The 22,737-nt window shown below is 62.8% G+C and carries 24 protein-coding genes; 20 read left to right on the top strand and 4 right to left on the bottom strand.

Annotated features, from left to right (window positions below; translation table 11 throughout):
- Positions 1 to 1,259: 1,259 nt before the first annotated feature.
- Positions 1,260 to 2,591 carry a group II intron reverse transcriptase/maturase gene (gene ltrA, locus BLR13_RS34725; RefSeq protein ID WP_143039567.1) on the top strand — a complete coding sequence of 444 codons (1,332 nt, stop codon included), beginning with the start codon at positions 1,260 to 1,262 and terminating at the stop codon, positions 2,589 to 2,591.
- Between the two features lie 579 nt (positions 2,592 to 3,170).
- Positions 3,171 to 3,686 carry a transcriptional regulator LdtR gene (gene ldtR, locus BLR13_RS34730; RefSeq protein WP_027537165.1) on the top strand — a complete coding sequence of 172 codons (516 nt, stop codon included), beginning with the start codon at positions 3,171 to 3,173 and terminating at the stop codon, positions 3,684 to 3,686.
- 173 nt (positions 3,687 to 3,859) lie between these two features.
- Here the strand turns inward: ldtR and BLR13_RS34735 are convergent, their stop codons facing one another.
- Positions 3,860 to 4,234, bottom strand: a complete 375-nt coding sequence (locus tag BLR13_RS34735) for a hypothetical protein (RefSeq protein WP_074830680.1) — start codon at positions 4,232 to 4,234, stop codon at positions 3,860 to 3,862.
- Between the two features lie 176 nt (positions 4,235 to 4,410).
- On the opposite strand from BLR13_RS34735, the gene BLR13_RS34740 reads away from it, so the two are divergent.
- The 5 genes from BLR13_RS34740 to BLR13_RS34760 all read left to right on the top strand — a co-directional run bounded on the left by BLR13_RS34740 (position 4,411) and on the right by BLR13_RS34760 (position 8,046).
- Positions 4,411 to 4,665: a hypothetical protein gene (locus tag BLR13_RS34740; RefSeq protein WP_074813996.1), complete on the top strand. Its 255-nt coding sequence runs from the start codon at positions 4,411 to 4,413 to the stop codon at positions 4,663 to 4,665.
- Positions 4,666 to 4,689: 24 nt separating this feature from the next.
- Positions 4,690 to 4,911: a hypothetical protein gene (locus tag BLR13_RS34745; protein ID WP_074813993.1), complete on the top strand. Its 222-nt coding sequence runs from the start codon at positions 4,690 to 4,692 to the stop codon at positions 4,909 to 4,911.
- Positions 4,912 to 5,222: 311 nt separating this feature from the next.
- Positions 5,223 to 5,855 (top strand): DUF1326 domain-containing protein, encoded by a 633-nt coding sequence (locus tag BLR13_RS34750; RefSeq protein ID WP_074813990.1) that lies wholly within the window; start codon positions 5,223 to 5,225, stop codon positions 5,853 to 5,855.
- A gap of 40 nt (positions 5,856 to 5,895) precedes the next feature.
- A complete protein-coding gene (locus tag BLR13_RS34755; RefSeq protein ID WP_074813988.1) occupies positions 5,896 to 6,678 on the top strand; it encodes a DUF2182 domain-containing protein in 783 nt (260 codons plus the stop codon).
- Between the two features lie 735 nt (positions 6,679 to 7,413).
- Complete coding sequence (locus tag BLR13_RS34760; RefSeq protein ID WP_074813982.1) at positions 7,414 to 8,046, top strand: glutathione S-transferase family protein; 633 nt, start codon at positions 7,414 to 7,416, stop codon at positions 8,044 to 8,046.
- 13 nt (positions 8,047 to 8,059) lie between these two features.
- On the opposite strand, the gene BLR13_RS34765 is transcribed toward BLR13_RS34760, so the two are convergent.
- On the bottom strand, positions 8,060 to 9,733 hold the full coding sequence (locus BLR13_RS34765) for an amidohydrolase (protein ID WP_283808274.1): 1,674 nt from the start codon (positions 9,731 to 9,733) through the stop codon (positions 8,060 to 8,062).
- Positions 9,734 to 9,852: 119 nt separating this feature from the next.
- On the opposite strand from BLR13_RS34765, the gene BLR13_RS34770 reads away from it, so the two are divergent.
- The 11 genes from BLR13_RS34770 (at position 9,853) to BLR13_RS41240 (ending at position 19,453) form a co-directional block, all read left to right on the top strand.
- Complete coding sequence (locus BLR13_RS34770) at positions 9,853 to 10,245, top strand: winged helix-turn-helix transcriptional regulator (RefSeq protein ID WP_079588065.1); 393 nt, start codon at positions 9,853 to 9,855, stop codon at positions 10,243 to 10,245.
- Positions 10,246 to 10,535: 290 nt separating this feature from the next.
- Positions 10,536 to 11,846 (top strand): serine hydroxymethyltransferase, encoded by a 1,311-nt coding sequence (gene glyA, locus BLR13_RS34775; protein WP_079587323.1) that lies wholly within the window; start codon positions 10,536 to 10,538, stop codon positions 11,844 to 11,846.
- Between the two features lie 25 nt (positions 11,847 to 11,871).
- The gene (gene nrdR, locus BLR13_RS34780) at positions 11,872 to 12,354 is read left to right on the top strand and encodes a transcriptional regulator NrdR (protein WP_074832415.1); all 483 of its coding nucleotides are present in this window, start codon (positions 11,872 to 11,874) and stop codon (positions 12,352 to 12,354) included.
- The gene (ribD, locus tag BLR13_RS34785) at positions 12,351 to 13,502 is read left to right on the top strand and encodes a bifunctional diaminohydroxyphosphoribosylaminopyrimidine deaminase/5-amino-6-(5-phosphoribosylamino)uracil reductase RibD (RefSeq protein WP_074832418.1); all 1,152 of its coding nucleotides are present in this window, start codon (positions 12,351 to 12,353) and stop codon (positions 13,500 to 13,502) included. The genes nrdR and ribD overlap by 4 nt, the downstream gene beginning before the upstream one ends.
- A gap of 57 nt (positions 13,503 to 13,559) precedes the next feature.
- Positions 13,560 to 14,168 (top strand): riboflavin synthase, encoded by a 609-nt coding sequence (locus BLR13_RS34790; protein WP_074832421.1) that lies wholly within the window; start codon positions 13,560 to 13,562, stop codon positions 14,166 to 14,168.
- An 85-nt stretch (positions 14,169 to 14,253) separates the two neighbouring features.
- Positions 14,254 to 14,745, top strand: coding sequence for a 6,7-dimethyl-8-ribityllumazine synthase (gene ribH, locus BLR13_RS34795; protein ID WP_074832423.1), 492 nt, complete (start codon positions 14,254 to 14,256; stop codon positions 14,743 to 14,745).
- A 2-nt stretch (positions 14,746 to 14,747) separates the two neighbouring features.
- On the top strand, positions 14,748 to 15,242 hold the full coding sequence (gene nusB / locus BLR13_RS34800) for a transcription antitermination factor NusB (RefSeq protein ID WP_074832793.1): 495 nt from the start codon (positions 14,748 to 14,750) through the stop codon (positions 15,240 to 15,242).
- Positions 15,235 to 16,230 carry a thiamine-phosphate kinase gene (gene thiL, locus BLR13_RS34805; RefSeq protein ID WP_074832425.1) on the top strand — a complete coding sequence of 332 codons (996 nt, stop codon included), beginning with the start codon at positions 15,235 to 15,237 and terminating at the stop codon, positions 16,228 to 16,230. The genes nusB and thiL overlap by 8 nt, the downstream gene beginning before the upstream one ends.
- A 223-nt stretch (positions 16,231 to 16,453) precedes the next feature.
- Positions 16,454 to 16,663, top strand: coding sequence for a cold-shock protein (locus BLR13_RS34810; RefSeq protein WP_074832427.1), 210 nt, complete (start codon positions 16,454 to 16,456; stop codon positions 16,661 to 16,663).
- A 322-nt stretch (positions 16,664 to 16,985) separates the two neighbouring features.
- Positions 16,986 to 19,106 (top strand): sodium-translocating pyrophosphatase, encoded by a 2,121-nt coding sequence (locus BLR13_RS34815; protein ID WP_074832429.1) that lies wholly within the window; start codon positions 16,986 to 16,988, stop codon positions 19,104 to 19,106.
- A gap of 191 nt (positions 19,107 to 19,297) precedes the next feature.
- A complete protein-coding gene (locus tag BLR13_RS41240) occupies positions 19,298 to 19,453 on the top strand; it encodes a hypothetical protein (protein ID WP_008129438.1) in 156 nt (51 codons plus the stop codon).
- Between the two features lie 112 nt (positions 19,454 to 19,565).
- Here BLR13_RS41240 and BLR13_RS34820 read toward each other — a convergent pair whose 3' ends face one another.
- The gene (locus tag BLR13_RS34820) at positions 19,566 to 20,570 is read right to left on the bottom strand and encodes a Bug family tripartite tricarboxylate transporter substrate binding protein (RefSeq protein WP_074832432.1); all 1,005 of its coding nucleotides are present in this window, start codon (positions 20,568 to 20,570) and stop codon (positions 19,566 to 19,568) included.
- A gap of 251 nt (positions 20,571 to 20,821) precedes the next feature.
- Positions 20,822 to 21,307: an outer membrane protein assembly factor BamE gene (locus BLR13_RS34825; protein ID WP_074832434.1), complete on the bottom strand. Its 486-nt coding sequence runs from the start codon at positions 21,305 to 21,307 to the stop codon at positions 20,822 to 20,824.
- A gap of 121 nt (positions 21,308 to 21,428) precedes the next feature.
- On the opposite strand from BLR13_RS34825, the gene BLR13_RS34830 reads away from it, so the two are divergent.
- On the top strand, positions 21,429 to 21,980 hold the full coding sequence (locus BLR13_RS34830; RefSeq protein WP_074832438.1) for a ubiquinol-cytochrome C chaperone family protein: 552 nt from the start codon (positions 21,429 to 21,431) through the stop codon (positions 21,978 to 21,980).
- Positions 21,977 to 22,594, top strand: coding sequence for a YceD family protein (locus BLR13_RS34835; protein WP_079587319.1), 618 nt, complete (start codon positions 21,977 to 21,979; stop codon positions 22,592 to 22,594). The genes BLR13_RS34830 and BLR13_RS34835 overlap by 4 nt, the downstream gene beginning before the upstream one ends.
- Positions 22,595 to 22,737 lie beyond the last annotated feature (143 nt).

Genomic DNA, 22,737 nt, shown 5'->3' on the forward strand with positions numbered 1-22,737 from the left:
AGTGCAGCCCGACGACAGAGAGCAATCTAAACGGAAACTCCGGGGCTGTCCGAATTCAAAGCGTGTCCTAATTTGGATCCGGCGTTGTCCTAACTATCAATTTTTGAATGTGAGCAATACTGACCAGTAAATGGCAGCGCGTTCCAGCATGATAGTTCCATCGCCGTCCCGCCATCGGTATCCATCGGCGACAGAGAGCCGGCAATGCTCTCGCCCAACGCAGGGAAGCATCGTGCCTTCATCCCGACAATTCTTGACCGCTATTGAGCGCCCTCGCTGTTTTCGTTGCCAAACGCGGATGATGCTGGAACGCGTTTCATCGGGGCCAATTGGTTTCGAGCACCGGTTGTTCGAATGCGCCAGGTGCAATCACGTTGAGACAAGCGTCATTGCATCGGACCCACTCGAATCGAATGCGGCCGGCTGGCTCGCTGGCGAACTCAGGACGCCGAACTGAGGGCTGACCTCAGAGGAGCAAGCATGCTCGACACACAAAACCAGGGTCCCGAGTGCACGGCTTGCGATTCTCCAATGAAGTTGACGGCGATTGAGCCGAGCACGTTGGGCCAGGACTTGCGAACGTTTACTTGCCCTCAATGCCAACAAGTTCAGCGGCACATCATCGAAAGCAATGTGACTGAGATTTGGTTGGCACCAAAGAGGTAGCCGCCTCAGTTGGCGGCCTCTTTGCATCCAGCTAACCAGCTAATGGCTCCATGTCCGGCTGTTGGCGCTTTTCGGACCTCGCCAGATGTCCGACTTGAGTGTGCGCCGTGGAAAGGCGGCGCTTTCCAGTGGGTGTAAGTCCCACCCGGCAACCGCTCCAGCCGGAAGCAACCGGAGCAGTCATGGAGGTAACAAAGTGGCTGAAGCCTTCGGTATGCGTGTCACGAATTGGTGACAGCGCGAGTGTGCAGGCCGTAACGCGAGTAAACGCCGAGCAAACCTCGAAAAGGACGATGCGCAGGCCGACCCGACCACTCTTTCGGGGAAGGCTGATACGGTTGGGTGCAAGAGCGAATTAATACTCCCAGCCGCTGCGCCGGGGTAGTGGCGACGGCATGTACACAAGGAAAGCGTACGCAACACGGGAAGCCCCATGGCGTGGCCAGCGATGACCAACCGAACGCCCGCGAGGGACAGGTCGGGCGCCTTGGGGTGGCGGAGAGGTTCGCAGTACCGCTGAAGCCGGGTAACGCCGGTGGAGGGAAGGGACCTCAGTTCAAGACAGACGCAACAAGTAGTGAGGGATTTGGAGATTGGGTAACCTATCAACTCCGAAAACTGTTCAGAAACTGCAGAAGGCGTTGCACGCGAAAGCGAAGGCAGAAGCCGGCTATCGGTTCTATGCCCTGTACGACAAGATCAGCCGCGAGGACATTCTGGCCCATGCCTATGCCCAGTGCCGCTCCAACAAGGGCGCACCGGGTGTGGACGGTCAAGACTTTGCGGATATCGATGCGTATGGCGTAGGGCGATGGCTTGGCGAACTGGCGCTTGCGCTCCGGGAGGAAAGCTACCGACCGGATCCTATCAGAAGAGTGTTCATCCCGAAGGCCAACGGCAAGCTCAGGCCGCTGGGCATCTCGACCGTGCGGGATCGGGTCTGCATGACGGCAGCGATGCTGGTGCTGGAACCGATCTTCGAAGCCGACCTTCCACCCGAACAGTACGCGTACCGTCCTGGGCGAAATGCCCAGCAGGCGGTAATTGAGGTGGACCGGCTGCTGTTCCGAGGCCATCCGGAAGTCGTTGACGCCGACCTCGCGGACTACTTCGGGAGCATCCCCCATGCCGAACTACTAAAGTCGGTAGCGCGCCGGATTGTTGATCGGCGCGTGCTGCATCTGATCAAGATGTGGCTGGAATGCCCCGTAGAAGAAACCGATGATCGAGGAAGGAAGACACGCACGACCGAAGCCCGGGACAACCGGCGAGGCATCCCGCAAGGGTCACCCATCTCCCCACTACTGGCGAATATTTACATGCGCCGGTTTGTGCTGGGATGGAATATGCTCGGGTTGGAGCAAAGCCTCGGCTCTCGTATCGTGACCTACGCCGACGATCTCGTGATCCTGTGTCGGAGAGGCAAAGCCGAAGAAGCCTTGCAGCAACTGCGCAAGATCATGAGCAAGCTGAAGCTCACGGTCAACGAGGAGAAGACACGAATCTGCAGGGTTCCGGAAGGTGAGTTCGACTTCTTGGGCTACACGTTCGGACGGATGTTCTCAGAGAGAACCGGCCAGGCGCGCCTGGGATACCGGCCATCGAAGAAGAGCATCAAGCGCATGGTTGAGAAAATCCACGCACTGACAGACCGAACGGGGACATGGCAAGAAACCACAAAGCTGGTGGGCAAGGTGAACCGCACGCTGCGCGGATGGTCGAACTACTTCCAAGTAGGCACTGTCAGCAAGGCGTATCGGGCACTCGATAGCTACACCGCGATGCGGTTGCGCCGGTGGTTGCGCATCAAGCACAAGGTCAGGCGACGCAAGGGCGGGACCTATCCACTCCCGCATCTCTACGGGCACTTCGGGCTCGTACGGCTGAGCATGCTTGGGCACGACGTGCCGTGGGTGAAGGCGTGACGTTTTGTCCGAGAGCCGGATGCGGGAAATCCGCCTGTCCGGTTCGATGAGCGGAGTGTGAAAACGGGGCCATGGTCGAACCAGTAAGGCACCGCCAAACGAAAGGGGCGGAAACAGATATGTTCGAACCTAAAACTACCGCGTCACACTTCGACTCTACCCGTAATGCCCACCAAAACGAACGTCTGCCAATGCCCCATGGATTTATGAGTTCACCCCCAATTTACGCGCGTGCCTCGCCGTTCCGAACAATTTTCGATAATTTTCGCGGTAACCTTTCAGTCACCGTAAAGGGTTCCATCACACTTGTTACGCGGGCGTTTCGAATTCAGACGCACCTGTTTTGGAATGCGACAGGGGGTGCAGACGAAGCGTGAACAGCGGTCGTTCACCGTCAATGAAAGATTGCGAAAAGCCCTTTATCCGTGGGCTTAATGCACGATTCACTGTCTTAAATTCATGATCTCTTTATTGTCTTATTTAAGCGGATCTTCAAACGCTCCCCTTAAGTTGTGGCTATCAGGCGGGACAAAAGTTTCGTCGAAATAAGTCGATAAAAACGACAACAGGGGAAGTGTCATGATCAAAGCCGTTGCAACGGCGGTGGAAACCGCTGAACGCTCTGCCGGTCAAGCTCCGGTGCAGCCGCTCTACCTCGAAGCATTGACTCTGGTGGAGCGTCTGCATCGCCGCCTGCTCGACGTCATCAAGGACGAGTTCGATCGCCGCGGTCGCGCCGACATCAATTCGGTGCAGGCGCTGCTGCTCTATAACATCGGTGACAAGGAGCTGACCGCGGGCGAACTGCGCACGCGCGGTTACTACCTCGGCTCCAACGTCTCCTACAACCTCAAGAAGCTCGTCGAGCTCGGCTTCCTCGATCATCAGCGCAGCCGCGTTGATCGTCGCTCGGTCCGCATCCGCCTCACCGCGCAGGGCCAGGAAATCCGCAAGATCGTCGACGCGCTGTATCAGAAGCACGTCAAGACCGTTGAACAGGTCGGCGGCATCTCGAACGACGAGTTTGCGACCCTGAACAAGTCGCTGCATCGGCTCGAGCGCTTCTGGACCGACCAGATCCTGTATCGGCTCTGAGAATACACAGAGCTCGACAAGAAACTTTCGACCGCCTCACGGCCAAGCCGGCCGCTTAGAAGACCGGCAGCCAACAGAAGCGGTCAAACAAACTGGCAAGGCAGCAAGCCCTGCCCAGGGCGCATCGGCTCCGGTTCTTCCGGGACCGGTGCGTTTTTGTATTTTAGGGGGCCTTAATTCCGCGGCGTCAGGCGGTCGGTGCCATTGCCGCTCTCGCCGCGGATCGACCAGTTGCCGGTCAGGACGCCACCTTCGCCGACCGTGTAGATGATCAATCCGGGCTGGCCGTTGACCTGGTAGGTCGCCGCCAGCGTGTCGCCGCGGCGCATGCCGAACCCGCTGTAGAGCGTGCTGCCGATCTTCCATTTGATCGAGAACGTCGTGTCCGAGATGACATCGACGGTCGCGGTGCCGGTGTATTTGGAGCCGTCGGCATTGGTGCCGACCTCGTCGTAGGTCGAGGCCAGCTTGAGCGTATCGGCAAATGCCGGCGTCAAGGCCGGCGTCGCCAGGCCCAGAACGAGGACGGCGCAGATGGTCCGGATCATGATATTGCCCCTCAAGTTGATCTTGGAAATTGATTTCAGCCCGCAATAATCCGCCATAAACCGCTTCCATGACCGGCGCAACTGGCCGCGCTTCGGCACTGCAAAATAAGTTGCCCCCGACATGGAACCGGTTGCGGGGTCTGCGCTTTATCAGTCCGTGCTGGAGGACTGAAGCGATGCTGGTCGAGCGCGGATTGCAGGTCATGAATGTCGAAGTGGTCGGCGATGCCTATGCCATCGCGTCGAACTATCTCCGCAAGGCCGGCACCATTTCGGACACCTTCGCCACCGACGAGCAATTGCTCGAAATCATCGTCAATCTGTTCCAGCGCGGCGAGTTCAACCGGATCCGGCTCGCCAACAAGGCGATCGCCAAATTCGAAGCCGACAGATTCTATGAGACCCGACCCATCACCATCCTTTCAGCCTGATCGCATCACCTTCAGGAGAACACCATGGAAGCCGCCATCGACCGCATCATGCAGACCTACGATCTGCTGTTGAATCGCACGACCGCGGCCAGCGAAGAGGCGCGCGCCAAGGTAACGGACTATGTGAAGACGCTGTTCGAGGCGGGCGAAAAGGACACGCACCGCCTGACGGTGTGCGGGCTGACCTACCTGCGTCAGCTCGACGGCTCGACCGATCCGGTGAAGGCCGGATTTACCGGGCTGTAGGCACAGCCCGAGCCTCTCGCATCGCGGGCAGCGGTCCGGGCAGAGCATCGCAACACCTGTACGCCCGGGTGTACCACCTGTACGCCCGGGTGTACCACCTGTACGCCCGGGACGCCGGCTGATATGCTTGCCTGATTGGGATAGCAGGTCGCCGGTCCGCTTAGCCGTCGCACGGCTTCCCGGAACGATGCAGGTCGTTCACATCAAGTCCCGATCCGCATCGATCCGGATTTTTCGACGCCGGATTTTTCGACGCAAGGCATTTTCAGGCGGCTGCATGGTCCCGCGGGCAACGCGATGGGAGGTGCGTCATGGCTGCATCCGACTGGCGTCTCGAAGGCGAATGGATCAAGAACTGCAATTGCGCATTCGGCTGTCCCTGCGATTTCAATGCACTGCCGACTCACGGCTCCTGCAAGGGCATGGTGGCCATGAGGATCACCAAGGGGCACTTCAAAGGCACCAGGCTCGATGGCCTGGTTTTCGCGGCCACCGTTGATTTTCCCGGAGCGCTGCACGAGGGCAATGGGCAGATGCAGCCGATCATCGATGAGCGCGCCACGCCGGAACAGCGCCAGGCCCTTTTCGAGATCATGTCGGGCAAGAATTCGGCCGAAGGCACCCTGTTCCAGATCTTCAGCCTGATCGTCAGCAAGATCCATGATCCACTGTTCGTGCCCTTTGAGTTCTCGTTCGACAGGAACGGACGCGTCGCGCGGCTCGTCGCCAAGGGCGTGCTGGAGACCGATGTCGAGCCGATCAAGAACCCGGTGACCGGCGCGCCGCATCGAATCCAGGTTGTGATGCCCGAAGGCTTCGAGCACAGGTCCGCCGAGGTTGCCTCTTCCAACATCCACTCGACCGGGGCGATCAAATTCGACACCAAGGGCAGGCACAGCTCGCTCGCCAACGTCGTCCAGACGCCTGACGGGGTTGCGGCGTGATGCGGTGCAGAGGCTGTCCTTGACGCTAGGGTGAAGCCTGATGGCTGAGCTGTTGGCGCTTGAATACCTGTTGCGGCGCGACCGCCTGGTCGTTGCCGCGGGGCTCGCCGTCGTGGTGGCGCTGGCGTGGGTCTATCTGGCCGCCGGGGCAGGCATGGACACCGACATGGCCGACATGGCGATGGACATGCCGATGCCGTGGTCGCCGTTCTACGCCGCGCTCGTGTTCGTCATGTGGTGGGTCATGATGATCGCGATGATGGTGCCGAGCGCCGCCCCGACGATCCTGCTGTTTGCGGCCATCCGGCGCAAGCAGGGGCCGGCGGATCATCCCTCCGCGCAAGCCTGGATCTTTTGCGGCGGCTATCTGCTGATGTGGGCGGGGTTCAGCCTTCTCGCGGTGCTGGCGCAGTGGGCGCTGGGACATGCCGGGCTGTTGTCCATGGCCATGGCAAGCACCAGCGCCGTGCTCGGCGGTGTCGTTCTGCTTGCCGCAGGGCTTTATCAGCTCACGCCGCTCAAGACCGCCTGCCTGCACTATTGCCAGAACCCGGTCCTGTTCTTGAGCCGGTACTGGCAACCCGGTGCGGCGGGTGCGTTGCGCATGGGCCTCCGGCATGGAGGTTACTGCCTCGGCTGTTGCTGGTTCCTGATGGCGCTGTTGTTCGTCGGCGGGGTCATGAACCTTGCCTGGATTGCTGGCATCGCTCTCTATGTCGCCGTCGAGAAGTTGCTGCCGATCGGCCGTGCGCTCAGCCGCCTCGCCGGCGTGGCGTTGTGCGCGGCGGGTGGGTTTTTGCTGGTGCGGGCACTCGTTTCGTAGCGCCTGATTTCTCTACTGCGCCAGCGGCCCGGGTCCGCAGTGCAAGCGGAATCTTCAGCAGCAACTGCGACAAATCAACCCGACGGGCAAATCACCAAAAGTCTGTCCAGCCCCTCGGATAAAAATATTCCGCTAGGGCCGTCGGGCAAATCAGATTTACGACTCCCGCCATCCTGTCCCGCCAGAGGGGCGTAGGCCATCGTCGCAAACGAGGGGCAGGGAGCGGTGGACGCGAAGGCTGCGACTGACGAGCGCGGCAGATGCGTACGGCGAAATCGTTTGGGTCCGACGCCCCGGTGCTGGCGTCAAGTTGGCGGAAGCGAAAGCCTACGTTGATGATGGTGGCAAGAAAGCCGGTCACCAGGACGAAATCGTATAAGCCGTAAAGCCATTGCGCAGGGAAGGCCGGGTGTTCTCCGCTGAACCTGTATGCTCATGTGCAGCATTTTTTGATGCACATCGCACATGAGACCGCGGGTGCAGCGCGCACCCGGTCTTCCCTGCGCCCTCTGTTTTTCGAGGGTGAGGTTTCCAGCAAAACTCCGGGCGCATCGCGCCGCGAGAATGCGAAGTCGTATTCGGGATTCGTAGGATGGGTGGAGCGAAGCGACACCCATCGCCTCACGGGCAGTGTTGATGGGTATCGCTTCGCTCCACCCATCCTACAGACTACAAACTGGATTGTGTCGCTTCGCTCGCAATGACAGTCTCACACAACAATAACCCCCCGAGGAAATTCCCACGCTCACGCTTCATCATCTCAACGACTCCCGTTCGCAGCGGATTCTGTGGCTGCTGGAAGAGCTGGGCACCCCCTATGAGATGAAGCGCTATCAGCGTGACGCCACGACGCGGCTGGCGCCGCCGGAGCTTTCGAAAATTCATCCGCTCGGCAAGTCGCCCGTCATCACCGACGGCGATGTCAGAATCGCGGAATCGGCCGCGATCGTCGATTACATCATTCGCCGTTATGGAAAGGGCGCGATGATGCCGGCCACCGGCAGTGCCGACTATGAGGCCTATAACGAGTGGCTGCATTATTCCGAAGGTTCGGCGATGCTGCCGCTGATGCTGAACCTCTATGTCGGCCGGTTGAAGGAAGCCGGCGCGCCATTGCATCCGCGCATCGACAGCGAGATGGCCAACCATCTCGGCTATGTCGACGCCGCGCTGAAGGGCCGTGACTTCTTCGTCGGCCCGTCGCTGACGGGCGCCGATATCCAGATGAGCTTTGTCGGCGAGATGGCAAAAGTGTTCGACAAGCTCGGACCGTATCCGAACCTCGCGGCCTGGCTGACGCGGATGCACGCGCGACCGGCCTTCAAACGTTCGGTCGAGAAGGGCGGGGCGTACCGGTTTGCGACCTGACGTAGCCGCCGCCTCAGCGCGCGTGCACCTGGCGGCCTTCGAACCAGGTCTCCAGCACCTTGGTGTCGGCGAGATCGAAGGAATCGCATTCGAACAGATTGCGATCCAGCACGATCAGGTCGGCCGACTTGCCGCGCTCGATCGATCCCGTGATCGCGCCGAGCCCCATCGCCTGCGCCGGATTGCGGGTGTAGATCTCGAACACGGTCGCCAGATCCAGCGCCTGTTCGGGCCACAGCGCGCCGTCATAGGTCCCCTTGGGATTGCGGCGGGTCACCATGCCCTCGAGGCCGAACCAGGGATCGGGCAGGCCGACCACGGGCCAGTCCGAGCCCGCCGCCAGCAACGCCCCGGACTCCTGCAGATCGCGGTTCGGCCAATAGCGGTTGGCGCGCGCTTCGGGCATCACGGCGTTGTTGGCGACCGTGATCGCGCAGGGAAACCAGATCGCGGGACAGAGGTCGGCCACGACATTGAGCTGCTTGAACCGAGGGATATCCGCCGGATCGACATAGCTGGCATGGGCGATGTGGTGCGCCGGCCCGGGCCCGCGAAAGTCGCGCACGATCTCGACCGCGTCGAGGATGTCGCGGACGGCGGCATCGCCCGCGCAATGCACCTTGACCGCCATTCCCAGTTCCTCGGCCCGCGCAATCCAGCGCACGACTTCCGGCACCGGGAGCAGCGAATGGCAGACCACGGCATGTCCCGACGCATCCGCCTTGTAGGCATCGAGCATCGCCGCCGCTCGTGTCATCGGCACGCCGTCCATGAACAGCTTGACGAAATCCGGCCGCAGATGGGCGGTGCGGTACTGCTTGCGGCGCGCGATCAGCGCTTCGCCAAAGACTTCGGTTCCCGTCAGCGTGTCGAACGCCGGCAGCGAGCCGACGCACCAGGCGTTGAGCTGGCCCTTGCTGTCGAGTGCCTTCAACGCCTTGAGCATCGGCAGCGTCGTATTGGCGTCCTGATAGGCGGTGACGCCGTAGGAGTTCAGCATCTCCACCGCGCGGCGGGTCGAGGCGATGTCGCGCTTGGCCGTATTGCCGAGGGATTTGAGCAGCGCGCGTTCGGCGAGCGCGGACGCCTTCTCGACCAGCAGGCCGACCGCTTCGCCGCCGGCGCCGTCGCGCACAATCTCGCCGTCGGCCGGATCGGGTGTCGCCTTGGTGACGCCCATGATCCTGAGGGCCTCGCTGTTGACCCAGCGGTTGTGCAGGCTGTCGTCCCTGAGCATCACGGCGTGGCCAAGGCTGGCGGCGTCCAGTTCGGCCTTCGCGGCTGGTGTGGCGAGGCGGCCGATCAGTTCGCTGCTCCAGATGCCGCCGGAAATCCATTCGCCCGGTGCGATGGTTTCGGCCCGCGCCCGGACCCGCGTGAGAATGTCGTCGAACGACAGGCTGGCGGGAAACGACACCTCGAAGAGGTCGAGCTGGCCGCCGCGGGTGTGATGGTTGTGGACGTCCACGAGGCCCGGCATCGCCATGCGGCCGGCGAGATCGACAACATGGGTGCGGCTGCCGCGCAGCCGCTGGATGGACCGGTCGCTGCCGACCGCAACGATCTTGCCGCCTTTGACCGCCACCGCCTCCGCCCAGCGCCGCTGCCTGTCGACCGTGTAGATCTTGCCGGAATGAAAGATCAGGTCGGCTCCGGCGTCGCGCGCGCTGCGCCGGTCGATCTTCACGGACTTGCGGACCGGTTTGCGCGGCACGATGCACTCCCTGATACTTGTCTGGCGTCGGCATTCTACAAATCGGGCCCGGCCCGGCCAGCCACATAAATTTCTGACTGAGAGCCGGCAACATGACCTATCAGCGCAAGAAGCCTCCGCTCGATCCATGTCCGGTCGAAACCGTGGTCGCGATGATCTCCGGCAAATGGAAGGTGCGCGTGCTCTATCTGCTGTCGCGGCAGGACCTTGCCTTCAGCGAGATCAAGGCTGCGACCGGCGCCGTCAGCCAACAGGTGCTGTCGAGCCTGTTACGCGAACTGGAGACGGATGCACTCATCGCGCGCGCTGGCGCGGCAGCGTTGCGCGTTTCGCGCTACCGGCTGACGCCGAAGGGGCACGCGCTGGTTCGTCTGCTGGCGCCTGTCGCGGCGTGGGGCACCGATTTGCTGTCCGAGCAGGGCCTGACCTGGCAACCGCCGCCGACGGTGCAGGGGGCAGAGAAGGGCGGGGGCCGGTTTGTGTAATTCTCCGTCGTTCCGGCGAAAGCCGGAACCCATACGCCGCGGCCGTCGGAAGGCGCACCTTGGCAGACGCCGCCCAATTCCCGACGGTGGTTATGGCCCCCGGGCTCAAGGCCGGGGCGACGGGCTTGGAACCCGCCCCATCCACCATATCTTGCATAAATATCAGGCCCATACCGCAAGTGCTTGGCCAATTCCGGGCGATGTGGTATCTCGCAAATGCTTCTTTCGACCGCCACACGTGACCGACCGCTTTGCCCCTAAGGGCTTGCGGCGGTGGAGATATTTGGCCCATGACCTCCTCATCCTCCAGCGCAAAAACCGCTTCCGCGCCCGACTCGTTCTTCCAGGCCACGCTGGCCGAGGCTGACCCGGAAATCGCCGCCGCCATCAAGGGCGAACTCGGCCGCCAGCGCCACGAGATCGAGCTGATCGCCTCCGAGAACATCGTCAGCCGCGCGGTCCTGGAAGCCCAGGGCTCGGTGATGACGAACAAGTACGCGGAAGGGTATCCGGGCGCGCGCTATTACGGCGGCTGTGAGTGGGTCGACGTCGCCGAGACGCTGGCGATCGAGCGCGCCAAAAAACTGTTCGGCGCCGGCTTTGCCAACGTCCAGCCCAATTCGGGCAGCCAGATGAACCAGGCGGTGTTCCTGGCGCTGCTGCAGCCCGGCGACACCTTTATGGGCCTCGATCTCGCCGCCGGCGGCCATCTCACCCACGGTTCGCCCGTCAACATGTCCGGCAAGTGGTTCAAGGCCGCGCACTACACGGTGCGCCGCGAGGACCAGATCATCGACATGGACGAGGTCGCCAAGCTGGCCGAGCAGGTGCGGCCGAAACTGATCATCGCCGGCGGTTCGGCCTATTCGCGTGCCTGGGACTTCAAGCGCTTTCGCGAGATCGCCGATAGCGTCGGCGCCTATCTGCTGGTCGACATGGCGCATTTCGCCGGCCTCGTCGCCGGCGGCGTCCACGCTTCGCCGGTGCCGCATGCGCATGTCACCACCACCACCACGCACAAGTCGCTGCGTGGTCCGCGCGGCGGCCTGATCCTGACCAATGACGAGGCGCTCGCCAAGAAGCTGAACTCGGCGATCTTCCCCGGCCTGCAGGGCGGCCCGCTGATGCATGTGATCGCCGCGAAGGCGGTCGCGTTCGGCGAGGCGCTGCGTCCGGACTTCAAGATCTACGCCAAGAACGTGGTCGAGAACGCCAAGGCGCTGGCGGAGACGCTGCGGGGCCACGGCCTCGATATCGTGTCCGGCGGCACCGACAATCATCTGATGCTGGTTGACCTCAGGCCGAAGGGCCTCAAGGGCAACGTCTCGGAAAAGGCGCTGGTGCGCGCCGCGATCACCTGCAACAAGAACGGCATTCCCTACGATCCGGAAAAGCCGTTCGTCACCTCGGGGCTTCGTCTCGGCACCCCGGCCGCGACCACGCGCGGTTTCGGCGTCGCCGAATTCAAGCAGGTCGGCGGCATGATCGCCGAAGTGCTCACTGCGCTGGCGCAATCGCCGGATGGCAAGGCGCCGCTGGTCGAAGCCGCCATCAAGGAACGGGTCAAGGCGCTCACCGACAAGTTTCCGATCTATCAATAAGGTCTCGCGGTAAAGGTCGTTTGGAATGCGCTGTCCGAGTTGCAACAGTCTCGATACCCAGGTGAAGGACTCGCGTCCGACCGAGGATTCGGCTGTGATCCGGCGGCGGCGGGTGTGCATCGCCTGCAATTTCCGCTTCACCACCTTCGAGCGCGTGCAGTTGCGCGAACTCACCGTGATCAAGCGCAACGGCCGAAGGGTGCCGTTCGACCGCGACAAGCTGGTCCGCTCGCTGCAGATCAGCCTGCGCAAGCGGCCGGTCGACCCTGAACGGGTCGAGAAGATGGTCTCGGCGATCGTGCGCGAACTCGAAAGCGGCGGCGAGGCGGAAGTCTCCTCAGAGGCGATCGGCGAGATCGTGATGGAGCATCTGCGCGGGCTCGACGACGTCGCCTATGTCCGCTTCGCCTCGGTCTATCGCAATTTTCGCGAGGCCAAGGACTTTGAAGCCGTGCTGGGCGAACTCTCCGCCGAAGACGACGCGCGGGTCGCCATGTTGCGCAAATGATCTTCCGCATTCTGGAAGACCAGTACGCCCAGAAATCCAAGGAAGCGAAAGCCGCCGACCAGCGCTTCATGCAGCTGGCGCTGGCGCTCGGCCGCCGCGGGCAGGGCCGCACCTGGCCCAATCCTGCCGTCGGCGCCGTCGTGGTGAAGGACGGCGTCATCGTCGGCCGCGGCTGGACCCAACCCGGCGGACGGCCGCATGCCGAACCCGAGGCCTTGAAGCGCGCCGGTGAAGCTGCGCGCGGCGCCACGCTCTACGTGACGCTGGAGCCCTGTTCGCATTTCGGCAAATCGCCGCCCTGCGTCGATGCCGTGATCGCGTCAGGCATTGCGCGGGTGGTGTCGGCGATCGAGGATCCCAACCCGGAAGTGGCGGGGCAAGGCCATGCCAAATTGCGCGCCGCCGGCATCGTGGTCGATGTCGGGCTTGGCGCTGCCGAAGCCGCGCGCGACCATGCCGGGCACTTCCGGCGCATCCGCAACAAACGTCCGCATGTGATCCTGAAGCTCGCGGTCTCCGCCGACGATAAAATCGCCGCCGCCGGCCACAAGCCGGTAGCGATCACCGGCGAGGTAGCCAGGACCCGCGTGCACCTGCTGCGCGCGCAATGCGATGCCATCCTGGTCGGCATCGGTACCGTGCGGGCCGACGATCCCTTGCTGAACTGCCGGCTGCCGGGCATGGAAGCGCGCTCGCCGGTGCGGGTGGTGCTGGACCGCGCCTTGCGCATACCCGGCACCAGCAAGCTCGTTCATTCCGCGCGCCAGACGCCGCTGTGGGTGATGGCGTTAGACCTTGCCGAAGCTCCGGCCGCCGCCAAACTCGGCGCGGCGGGCGCGCAGGTGATCCACGTCGCCGCCACGGCCAACCCGCCGGAACTCGATCTGGCGGCCGTGTTGCATGCGTTGTCGGAGAAGGGCATTTCGCGGCTGCTGGTTGAAGGCGGCGCGCGGGTAGCGTCGTCCTTCGTTGCCGCTGACCTCGTTGACGAAATCTGGCTGCTGCGCGGACCGGGGAGCATCGGCGCCGACGGCATTCCCGCGCTGGACGCATTGCCCCTGTCGGCCATTACCGGGTCGCCCGCGTTCAAGACACGTGCTAGCGAAATGCTGCAAAACGACACTCTGACCATCTACGAGAGACCATGATCCGGAAAAGTGGGAACCGGTTTTCCGATAAGATCATGGTCCAATAAAGAGACTCTAATGTTCACTGGAATTGTCACCGATATCGGCGAGATCGCCAAGCTCACGCCAACCGCGCAGGGGCAGTTGCACCGCATGCGGATCGCCTGCGTCTACGATCAGAAGACGATTGCCGATGGCGCCTCGATCGCCTGCAACGGCGTCTGCCTGACGGTGGTCGGTTCCGGCGTCGATGGGGATAAGACCTGGTTCGAGGTCGATGCCGCCGCCGAGACGCTCGGCATGACCACGGCAAAATATTGGTCCAAGGGTACAAAACTCAATCTCGAGCGGGCGCTGAAGATCGGCGACGAACTCGGCGGCCACATCGTGGCGGGACATGCCGATGGGATCGCCACCATCGTCAAGCGGGACGATCTGCCCGATATGGCGCGGTTCGAACTGCGCACCACCCGCGAACTCGCGCGTTTCATCGCCACCAAAGGCTCGATCACGCTGGATGGGGTGTCGCTCACCGTGAATACGGTCGAGGACGTCGTGTTTTCGGTGCTGATCATCCCGCATACGCTCAGCGTCACCACGCTGGGCGGCTGGCGCGAGGGCAGCGAGGTCAATATCGAGGTCGACCTGATGGCCCGCTACGCGGCGCGGCTGTCGGAAATGAAGTGACATGCGGTCATACGGCGCTTAAAACGCGCCGATGTTGACAATCAGCACCGACATAAATTGTCAACGCACGGAGATGGATTGAACTATGGCAGACGCACGGCGCGCACCGCTGAAAGACCAGACCGACATCAAAGGCGCGCGCGCGCTGATCGTCGAGGCGCGGTTCTATGACGATATTCAGGACGCGTTGCTGGAAGGCGCCGTCGCCGAGCTGAAGGCGGCCGGCGTGACGCATGACGTCATCACCGTTCCCGGCGCGCTGGAGGTTCCGGCCGCGATCGCAATTGCGATCGACGCTGCCGAAAATAACGGCAAGCCTTATGATGCGGCGATCGCGCTCGGCTGCGTGGTGCGCGGCGATACCATCCATTTCGAGATCGTCTCGATGGAATCCTCGCGCGCGCTGATGGACCTTGCGGTGTTGCGAAAATTCCCGCTCGGCAACGGCATCATCACCGTCAACACCGAGGCGCAGGCCTGGGCGCGGGCGCGGGCCAGCGAACTCAACAAGGGCGGCGACGCCGCGCGTGCGGCGCTGGCGATGCTGCGTATCAAGCGACGGCTGGCAAGGGCCTGATGATGGCAGACAACAAAAAGCCGGCCAAGAACCCCGACAAGAAAGCCAACCGCCGTGGCGCGGCGCGGCTCGCTGCCGTGCAGGCGCTGTACCAGATGGATATCGGCGGCGCCGGCATCAACGACATCTTTGCCGAATTCGAAAGCCATTGGCTCGGCAACGAGGTCGAGGGCGACACCTATCTGCCGGCGGAAGCCGCGTTCTTCCGCGACGTCGTATCCGGCGTGGTCCGCGATCAGGCCAAGCTCGATCCCCTGATCGACGACGCCTTGTCGAGGGGCTGGCCCTTGAAGCGGATCGACGCGATTCTGCGCGCGGTGCTGCGGGCAGGCTCTTACGAACTGGAGCACCGCAAGGACGTACCCGGCCGCGTTGTCGTTTCCGAGTATGTCGACGTCGCGCACGCCTTTGTCGATCCCGAAGAGACCGGCATGGTCAACGCGGTGCTCGACCAGATCGCGCGGCAATTCCGCGCCGACGAGTTCGCGCGTGGCTAGCGGCAAGCCCGCGTCCGGCGAGGATTCGCTGATCGCGCGCTATTTCAGGCCGATCGCGACCGACCCGGGCGCATTTCAGTTGGACGACGATGCCGCGGCGTTGAGGGCCAACGGCGACGACATCGTGGTGACGACCGATGCCATCGTCGAGGGCGTGCATTTTCTGCCCGACGATCCGCCCGACACCATCGCGCGCAAGGCGCTGCGGGTGAACCTCAGCGATCTCGCGGCCAAGGGCGCAACGCCGGCCGGTTTCGTGCTGACGCTGGCGCTGCGCAGCGCCGACGAAGGCTGGCTGCAGCCATTTGCCACCGCGCTCGGCGAGGACGCTGTGCAGTTCGGCTGTCCGCTGCTCGGCGGCGACACGGTTTCGACGCCGGGGCCGGCGATGATTTCGGTGACGGCCTTCGGTCGCGTGCCGGCGGGCAAAATGGTTCGCCGCAGCGGGGCCAGGCCCGGCGAGCGTGTGATGGTGACGGGCACCATCGGCGATGCCGCGCTGGGGCTTGCCGTACTGAAGGGCGGCAAGGTTCACGCTGCCGCGAGTGACGCAGCCGCGCGCGCGATGCTGGTCGGGCGCTACCGCGTGCCGCAGCCGCGCGTGAGGCTCGCCGAAATCGTCCGCGCGCATGCCAGTGCCGCGATGGACGTGTCCGACGGGTTGGCGGGTGATCTCGCCAAGCTCTGTGGCGTGTCCGGTGTTTCCGCCGTGATCGATCTGGCGTCGATTCCGCTGTCCGATGCCGCGCGGGATCTGGTATCGCGCGGCGTTGCCGGGGTGGAAGCGCTGATCGCCGGTGGCGACGATTACGAGATTCTGTGCACGATCCCGGAGGATCGCGTTGAGGCGTTTGCTGTCGCCGCGGAAAGCGTCGGCATCGCGGTGAGTTCGATCGGAACGGTGGTCGGGGGAACCTCGGCGCCGAAATTCATCGACCAGCAGGGCAGGGAAGTCGCGCTGGAACGGCTGTCCTACAGTCATTTCTGATGTTTGTGGCGGTAACCACCCTGGCGCGTGCGCGCCCTTTATTTTCCCGCAGCCATTGCAAATTTCGGCTGAAACCTTTAGCTATGCGGGCATTCGATTACCGCCGAGCTTTTTTGAACGCGCCTGTTAGGGCATCTTCCAGAGACATCGTCGTGAGATTGGATTTTGAATCCGTGCGATCGCCGTGCGGAATAAAAAGCCTATGTGCTTTGGAGAAGAGAAAATGGCTACGGGAACAGTGAAGTGGTTCAACGGTCAAAAGGGTTTCGGTTTCATTGAGCCGAGCGATGGCAGCAAGGATGTGTTCGTTCACATCTCCGCCGTCGAGCGCGCCGGTCTCGGCGGTCTGGCCGAAGGCCAGAAGGTTCAGTTCGAACTGAAGACCGACAAGATGCGTGGCAAGGTAAGCGCGGAAAACCTGTCGCTGGCCTAACGCCAACGGTCGTTTCACGGATGTACTGAAACGGCCAGTGAGCCCGCCCGTCCCGAGAAGGGGTTGGGCGGGTTTTTGCGTTTTGCAGCTATCGAAGCGCCCGGCCTCGGTCAGCGCGGCAATTCGACGGGGTTTTACCCCTGATTCCTTTCGAAAATCGACGTTTTTTGCGGCTCCCGGCGTTGCGCCGGGGAGACGATTTTGGCATGGTCCCGCCAAATTTGAGGCCGCCCTTTTGGGCAGGGTGGGCCTCCTTTTTATGCGCCTGCCGCGTTCGCGGAGAAGGCGTGGGGGTAGTTCAAGAAAATCTGAGGCAACGTCAATGACAGCATTATGGGTGATTGTGCTCTGCGGAGCGCTTTCGATCGTTTACGCCATCTGGGCGACGGCTTCCGTGTTGAAAGCGGACGCCGGCAATCCGCGCATGCAGGAGATCGCAGCCGCGGTCGCCGAAGGCGCGCAGGCTTATCTGAAGCGCCAGTACATGACGATCGCCTTGGTCGGCGTCGTGATCTTCGCGCTGCTCGCCTACTTCCTCGGCATGCTCGTCGCGGTCGGCTTCCTGATCGGCGCGGTGCTGTCGGGCGCTGCCGGCTTCATCGGCATGAACGTCTCGGTTCGCGCCAACGTGCGCACCGCGCAGGCGGCGACGATCTCGCTGGCCGGCGGACTTGAACTGGCCTTCAAGGCGGGTGCGATCACCGGCATGCTGGTGGCTGGTCTGGCGCTGCTCGGCGTCACCATCTATTTCGCCTATCTGACGCAGATGCTGGGCCTTGCTGCCAACAGCCGCACCGTGATCGACGCGATGGTCGCGCTCGGCTTCGGCGCTTCCCTGATTTCGATCTTCGCCCGTCTCGGCGGCGGTATCTTCACCAAGGGCGCTGACGTCGGCGGCGATCTCGTCGGCAAGGTCGAAGCCGGCATTCCCGAGGATGATCCGCGCAACCCGGCCACCATCGCCGACAACGTCGGCGACAACGTCGGCGATTGCGCCGGCATGGCCGCCGACCTGTTCGAGACCTATGCGGTGACTGCGGTCGCCACCATGGTGCTCGCCGCGATCTTCTTCGCGACCTCGCCGCTGCTGGTGAACATGATGACGCTGCCGCTCGCCATCGGCGGCGCCTGCATCATCACCTCGATCATCGGCACCTTCTTCGTCAAGCTCGGCGCCAGCCAGTCCATCATGGGCGCGCTGTACAAGGGCCTGATCGTGACCGGCGTCCTGTCGCTGCTGGCCGTTGGCGGCGTCATCAACTGGCTGATCGGTTTCGGTCCGCTGGCGGGCGTGAAATACACCGGCATGGCGCTGTTTGAATGCGGCATCGTCGGTCTCGTCGTCACCGGCCTGATCATCTGGATCACCGAATACTACACCGGCACCGACTATCGTCCGGTGAAGTCGATCGCGGCGTCGTCGGTCACCGGTCACGGCACCAACGTGATCCAGGGTCTGGCGATCTCGATGGAATCGACCGCCGGTCCGGCCATCGTCATCATCGCCGGCATCCTCGTCACCTACAGCCTTGCCGGCCTGTTCGGCATCGCGATTGCGACCACGACGATGCTGGCGCTGGCCGGCATGATCGTCGCCCTCGACGCCTTCGGCCCGGTCACGGACAACGCCGGCGGCATTGCCGAAATGGCCGGTCTGCCGAAGGAGGTCCGCAAGGCCACCGACGCGCTCGACGCTGTCGGCAACACCACCAAGGCGGTCACCAAGGGCTACGCGATCGGTTCCGCCGGTCTCGGCGCGCTGGTGCTGTTCGCGGCCTACAATGAAGACCTCAAGTTCTTCATCGCCAACGCGGCGAAGTATCCCTACTTCCAGGGCGTGCTGCCCGACTTCTCGCTGAACAATCCCTACGTCGTGGTCGGCCTGCTGTTCGGAGGCCTGCTGCCGTATCTGTTCGGCGCGATGGGTATGACCGCGGTCGGCCGTGCGGCCGGCGCGATCGTCGAGGAAGTGCGGCGTCAGTTCCGTGAGAAGCCCGGCATCATGCAGGGTACCGACAAGCCCGATTACGGCCGGGCCGTCGACATCCTGACCAAGGCGGCGATCAAGGAAATGATCATCCCGTCGCTGTTGCCAGTGTTGTCGCCGATCTTCGTCTACTTCGTGATCTTCGCGATCGCGGGCGGCGGTGCGGCCGGCAAGTCGGCGGCGTTCTCGGCCGTCGGCGCCATGCTGCTCGGCGTGATCGTGACCGGTCTGTTCGTCGCGATCTCGATGACCTCGGGCGGCGGCGCCTGGGACAACGCCAAGAAGTACATCGAGGACGGTCACTACGGCGGCAAGGGCTCCGACGCCCACAAGGCAGCCGTGACCGGCGACACCGTCGGCGATCCCTACAAGGATACGGCGGGCCCCGCCGTCAACCCGATGATCAAGATCACCAACATCGTGGCACTGCTGCTGCTGGCGATCCTGGCGCACTAAGCTTCGGACGGTCGATCAAAATGAAAACCCCGCGGTGCAAGCCGCGGGGTTTTTGCTTTTCCTGCGTAGGGTGAATTAGCCGAAGGCGTAACCCACCAAAGTGTTCAAGAGGTGGGTTACGGCTTCGCCTAACCCACCCTACAAATCAGCACTCGCTGCGAACCCGACACTGACAACACGGAGATCAACCGATGTCGCTCTCATCCGCCCGGAATTACGCGCTCCGCGCCGCCAAGTCGCAGGATCAGAAGGAAGCCGCCGAACTGCTGTCGAAGGCGATCCTGGAACTGGCGTTGGCGATCGAAGCCACCGACGCCAAGGTCAAGAAGATCAACAAGTCGTCGTAGCCATAGCGTTTTCGAGCGAAGTGGACGCCGGTTCGCGTCAAGAAAACGCGTCAAAAAAAGACCAGAGACCGGTTCTGATTCAATCAGAACCGAACAGGCTCAAGCCGCGACCTCAGTTGACGTCCATCTGCAAGCCTTCGCGCTTGATGATCTCGGCGAATTTCACCGTCTCCGCCTGGACGAAATCAGAATACTGCTGCGGCGTGCCCCAGTCCGGGCGCGCGCCCATAGCCGCGATGGTCTTCTTGACATCCTCTCGCTCGAGCATCGTCTTGATTTCCTTGTTGAGGGCATCGACGACAGGGGCAGACGCGGCCTTCGGCAGGAAGACGCCGAACCACGACGAGACATCGAATTTCGCCAGCTCGGGCCCACCCTCGCGCATGGTCGGAATGTTCGGCGCCGCGGCGCTGCGCTCGGGCGTGGTGACGGCGAGTGCGGTGAGCTTGCCTTCCTGCGTCTGCGGAAGCGACGGGAACAGGTTGTCGAACAGGATCTGGATGTCGCCGGCAAGGGCTGCCTGCAGCGCCGGACCCGCGCCGCGGAACGGCACGTGCACCATCTTGAGGCCGGTCAGTTGCAGGAACCAGGCGCCGGTGAGGTGAGGGCTCTGGCCTACGCCCGAGGAAGCGTAGTTCAGCTTGTCCGGGTTGGCCTTGATGTAGGCGATCAGTTCGGCGATCGACTTGATGCCGGTCGAGGGATGCGCCGACACGATGTTCGGTGTCCGGATCAGGTTGGACACGGCCTGCAACTGGTCCGCCTTGTAGTTCAGGTTGCGGAAGATGCTGTAGGCGATGGCGTTGGGGCCGGGATTGCCGATCAGGATGGTGTGACCGTCGCCCTTTTGGCGGATCACCTCGACGGTGCCGATGGTGCCGCCGCCGCCCGAGCGGTTTTCCACCACCGCGGACTGGCCCCACGCGGTCTGCAGATGCGCCGCCAGCAGCCGTCCCATCACGTCGGTGGTGCCGCCGGCCGCGGCCGGTACGATGACGCGGACGGTTTCGGTCGGCCGCCAGTCGGCGCCAAGGCTCGTGCGCGGCAAGATCGCCGCGGCCGAAATGGCCGTAGCCCCGGTCAAGACGCGGCGGCGAGAAAAAACTTTGCTGGTCACCCGTTCGCTCCCTGCTGAATCGTTATTTTGCAGGGAGCGTAGGGACCTCACGCCAACGGGGCAAGCGGACGACTTGGCGCAGGTCCGGCGCCTACGGCATGGAAGATGCGGTCAGGCGCTTCGTTCGATGGGCGTCAGCGGAGCGGGCGCCTATAGCGTTTTCGAGCGAAGTGGGACCGGTTCGCGTAAAGAAAACGCGTCAGAACAAAAGACTAGAGCGCGGTTCTGATGCAATCAGAACCGATAAGGCTCTAGTTGAAGCTGAGCAGCTTGAACAGCGGCGTCAGATAGCTGAGCTCCTGGCCGGAAGTCGGCGTGGTGCGGCTGATGAAGTCGAAGATCCTGCCGTCCTGCAGCCCGTAATTGGCGAGCCGCTGCACCTGACGATTCTTGTCGAAATAGATCGCGATCACCCGCTGGTCGACGACCTGCTGGTTCATGAAGGCGACTTTGCGCTCGGAGCGTTGCGAGATGTAATAGAACACCTCGCCGTTCAGGGTGGCGACGGTGGAGGGCGTTCCCATCACGATCAGCACCTGATCCTGGCTGGCGCCCATCGGAATCTGCTCGAGCGCGCCGGGCGGCAGGATGTAGCCCTTCTGGAACTGTTCGCCGGTGCAGGCGCCGAGCGCCGCGCACATCAGGGCGACAGCGGCGACCGCGCGGAAACCGCGCCAGCGCGCGGTCAGGCGGCGCGGCGAGGGCGCGCATCGGCTTCTGTGGCTCGTTTCAGTCATATCAGGAACTTGCCCGTCCTCTTGCATCGCGCGAGGCGTTGACGTACCGGGCAGCACGCAGGATTGCAACATGCGCGGCTCTCAACAAGGAAACCTTGGGGGTTCGCGTCCGGAACCCACAATGCTTTGGCCGTTCAATCACTTCAGGAAACCCCGCTCGCCCCTGCGCGGCACCATTGAAGCCATCTATGGCATGATCGTGACGCAGGCGCGAGAACCGTCGTTTTATCGGGCAATGGCGGTGCCGGATACGGTTAACGGCCGTTTTGACCTGCTGCTGCTGCATTTGTGGCTGGTTCTGCGGCGGTTGAAGTCGGCTGCCGGTGGCGCGGCCCTGTCGCAGGCGCTGTTCGACCATTTTTGCAACGATATGGACGATAATCTGCGCGAAATGGGGGTCGGCGACCTCACCGTACCGAAGAAGATGCAGGCCTTCGGGGAAGCCTTTTACGGCCGGACCGCGGCCTATGATCTCGCTTTGACCGGAGGCCGTGAGGCGCTGGCGCAGGCGCTGTGCAAGAATATCCTGAACGGCGAACACATCGAGAAGGCCGGCCGCCTCGCAGCCTATGCCGAGGCGGCCATCGCCGCCCTGGACGGCCTCGACGATGCGGCGCTGTTGGGCGGTTCGGCGAAGTTTCCTGTGCCCGACCGCGTGGACTCGGGGCAATGAGCAAGAGTGACATGACAGAGAAGCCTGATCCTCGGAAACCAGACCCTCAGAAACCAGACCCCTGGCGCGTCCCTTTGGCGGTCGCGCAAATCCCGGACACGGGACTGCATCGCGACCTCCGGGCCGACGAGGCCGTCCGCCATGCGATCGCCGATATCGGCGATTTGCGCGAGGTGCTGTCGGCGCAGGCCTCCTTCGATGTGACGCCGAAGAGCGGCGGCCGCTACCACGTCGCCGGCCGCGTGCGGGCGCGGATCGGACAGACCTGCGTGGTGACGCTCGAACCGATGGAAAGCGACATCGACGAGCCGATCGATCTGACCTTCGCGCCGCCGGACCAGATCCCGGAAATGGCCGCGCTGATCGACGAGGCGGAGCATAGCGATGGGGATACGCCGGACCCGCTGGAGGCGATCGAGAACGGCATCATCGATCTCGGCAGGATCGCCACCGATGCGCTGTATCTCGCGGTGAATCCGTATCCGCGCAAACCCGACGCGGTTTTCGAACCTCTGGTTGAGGCCCCCGATCCCGAGGATCATCCGTTTGCGGCCCTGAAGGCGCTGAAGGTCGAGCCGAAAAAAACCGGCAAAAAGAAGCCCAAAGGAAACTGACTGGCTGTTTCAGCCGGCGGTTGGGCCACATTCCGGTTGAGGTGGTTGCCTTATTTGACGAGGAATGGCACATAAACTATTGAATTATATTGGTTTAAGTGCCAATTTCGGGTCCGGGTCGCGCCGGTTCCGACTGCCAAAAG

The organism is Bradyrhizobium ottawaense (assembly GCF_900099825.1).
Taxonomy (GTDB): domain Bacteria; phylum Pseudomonadota; class Alphaproteobacteria; order Rhizobiales; family Xanthobacteraceae; genus Bradyrhizobium; species Bradyrhizobium ottawaense_A.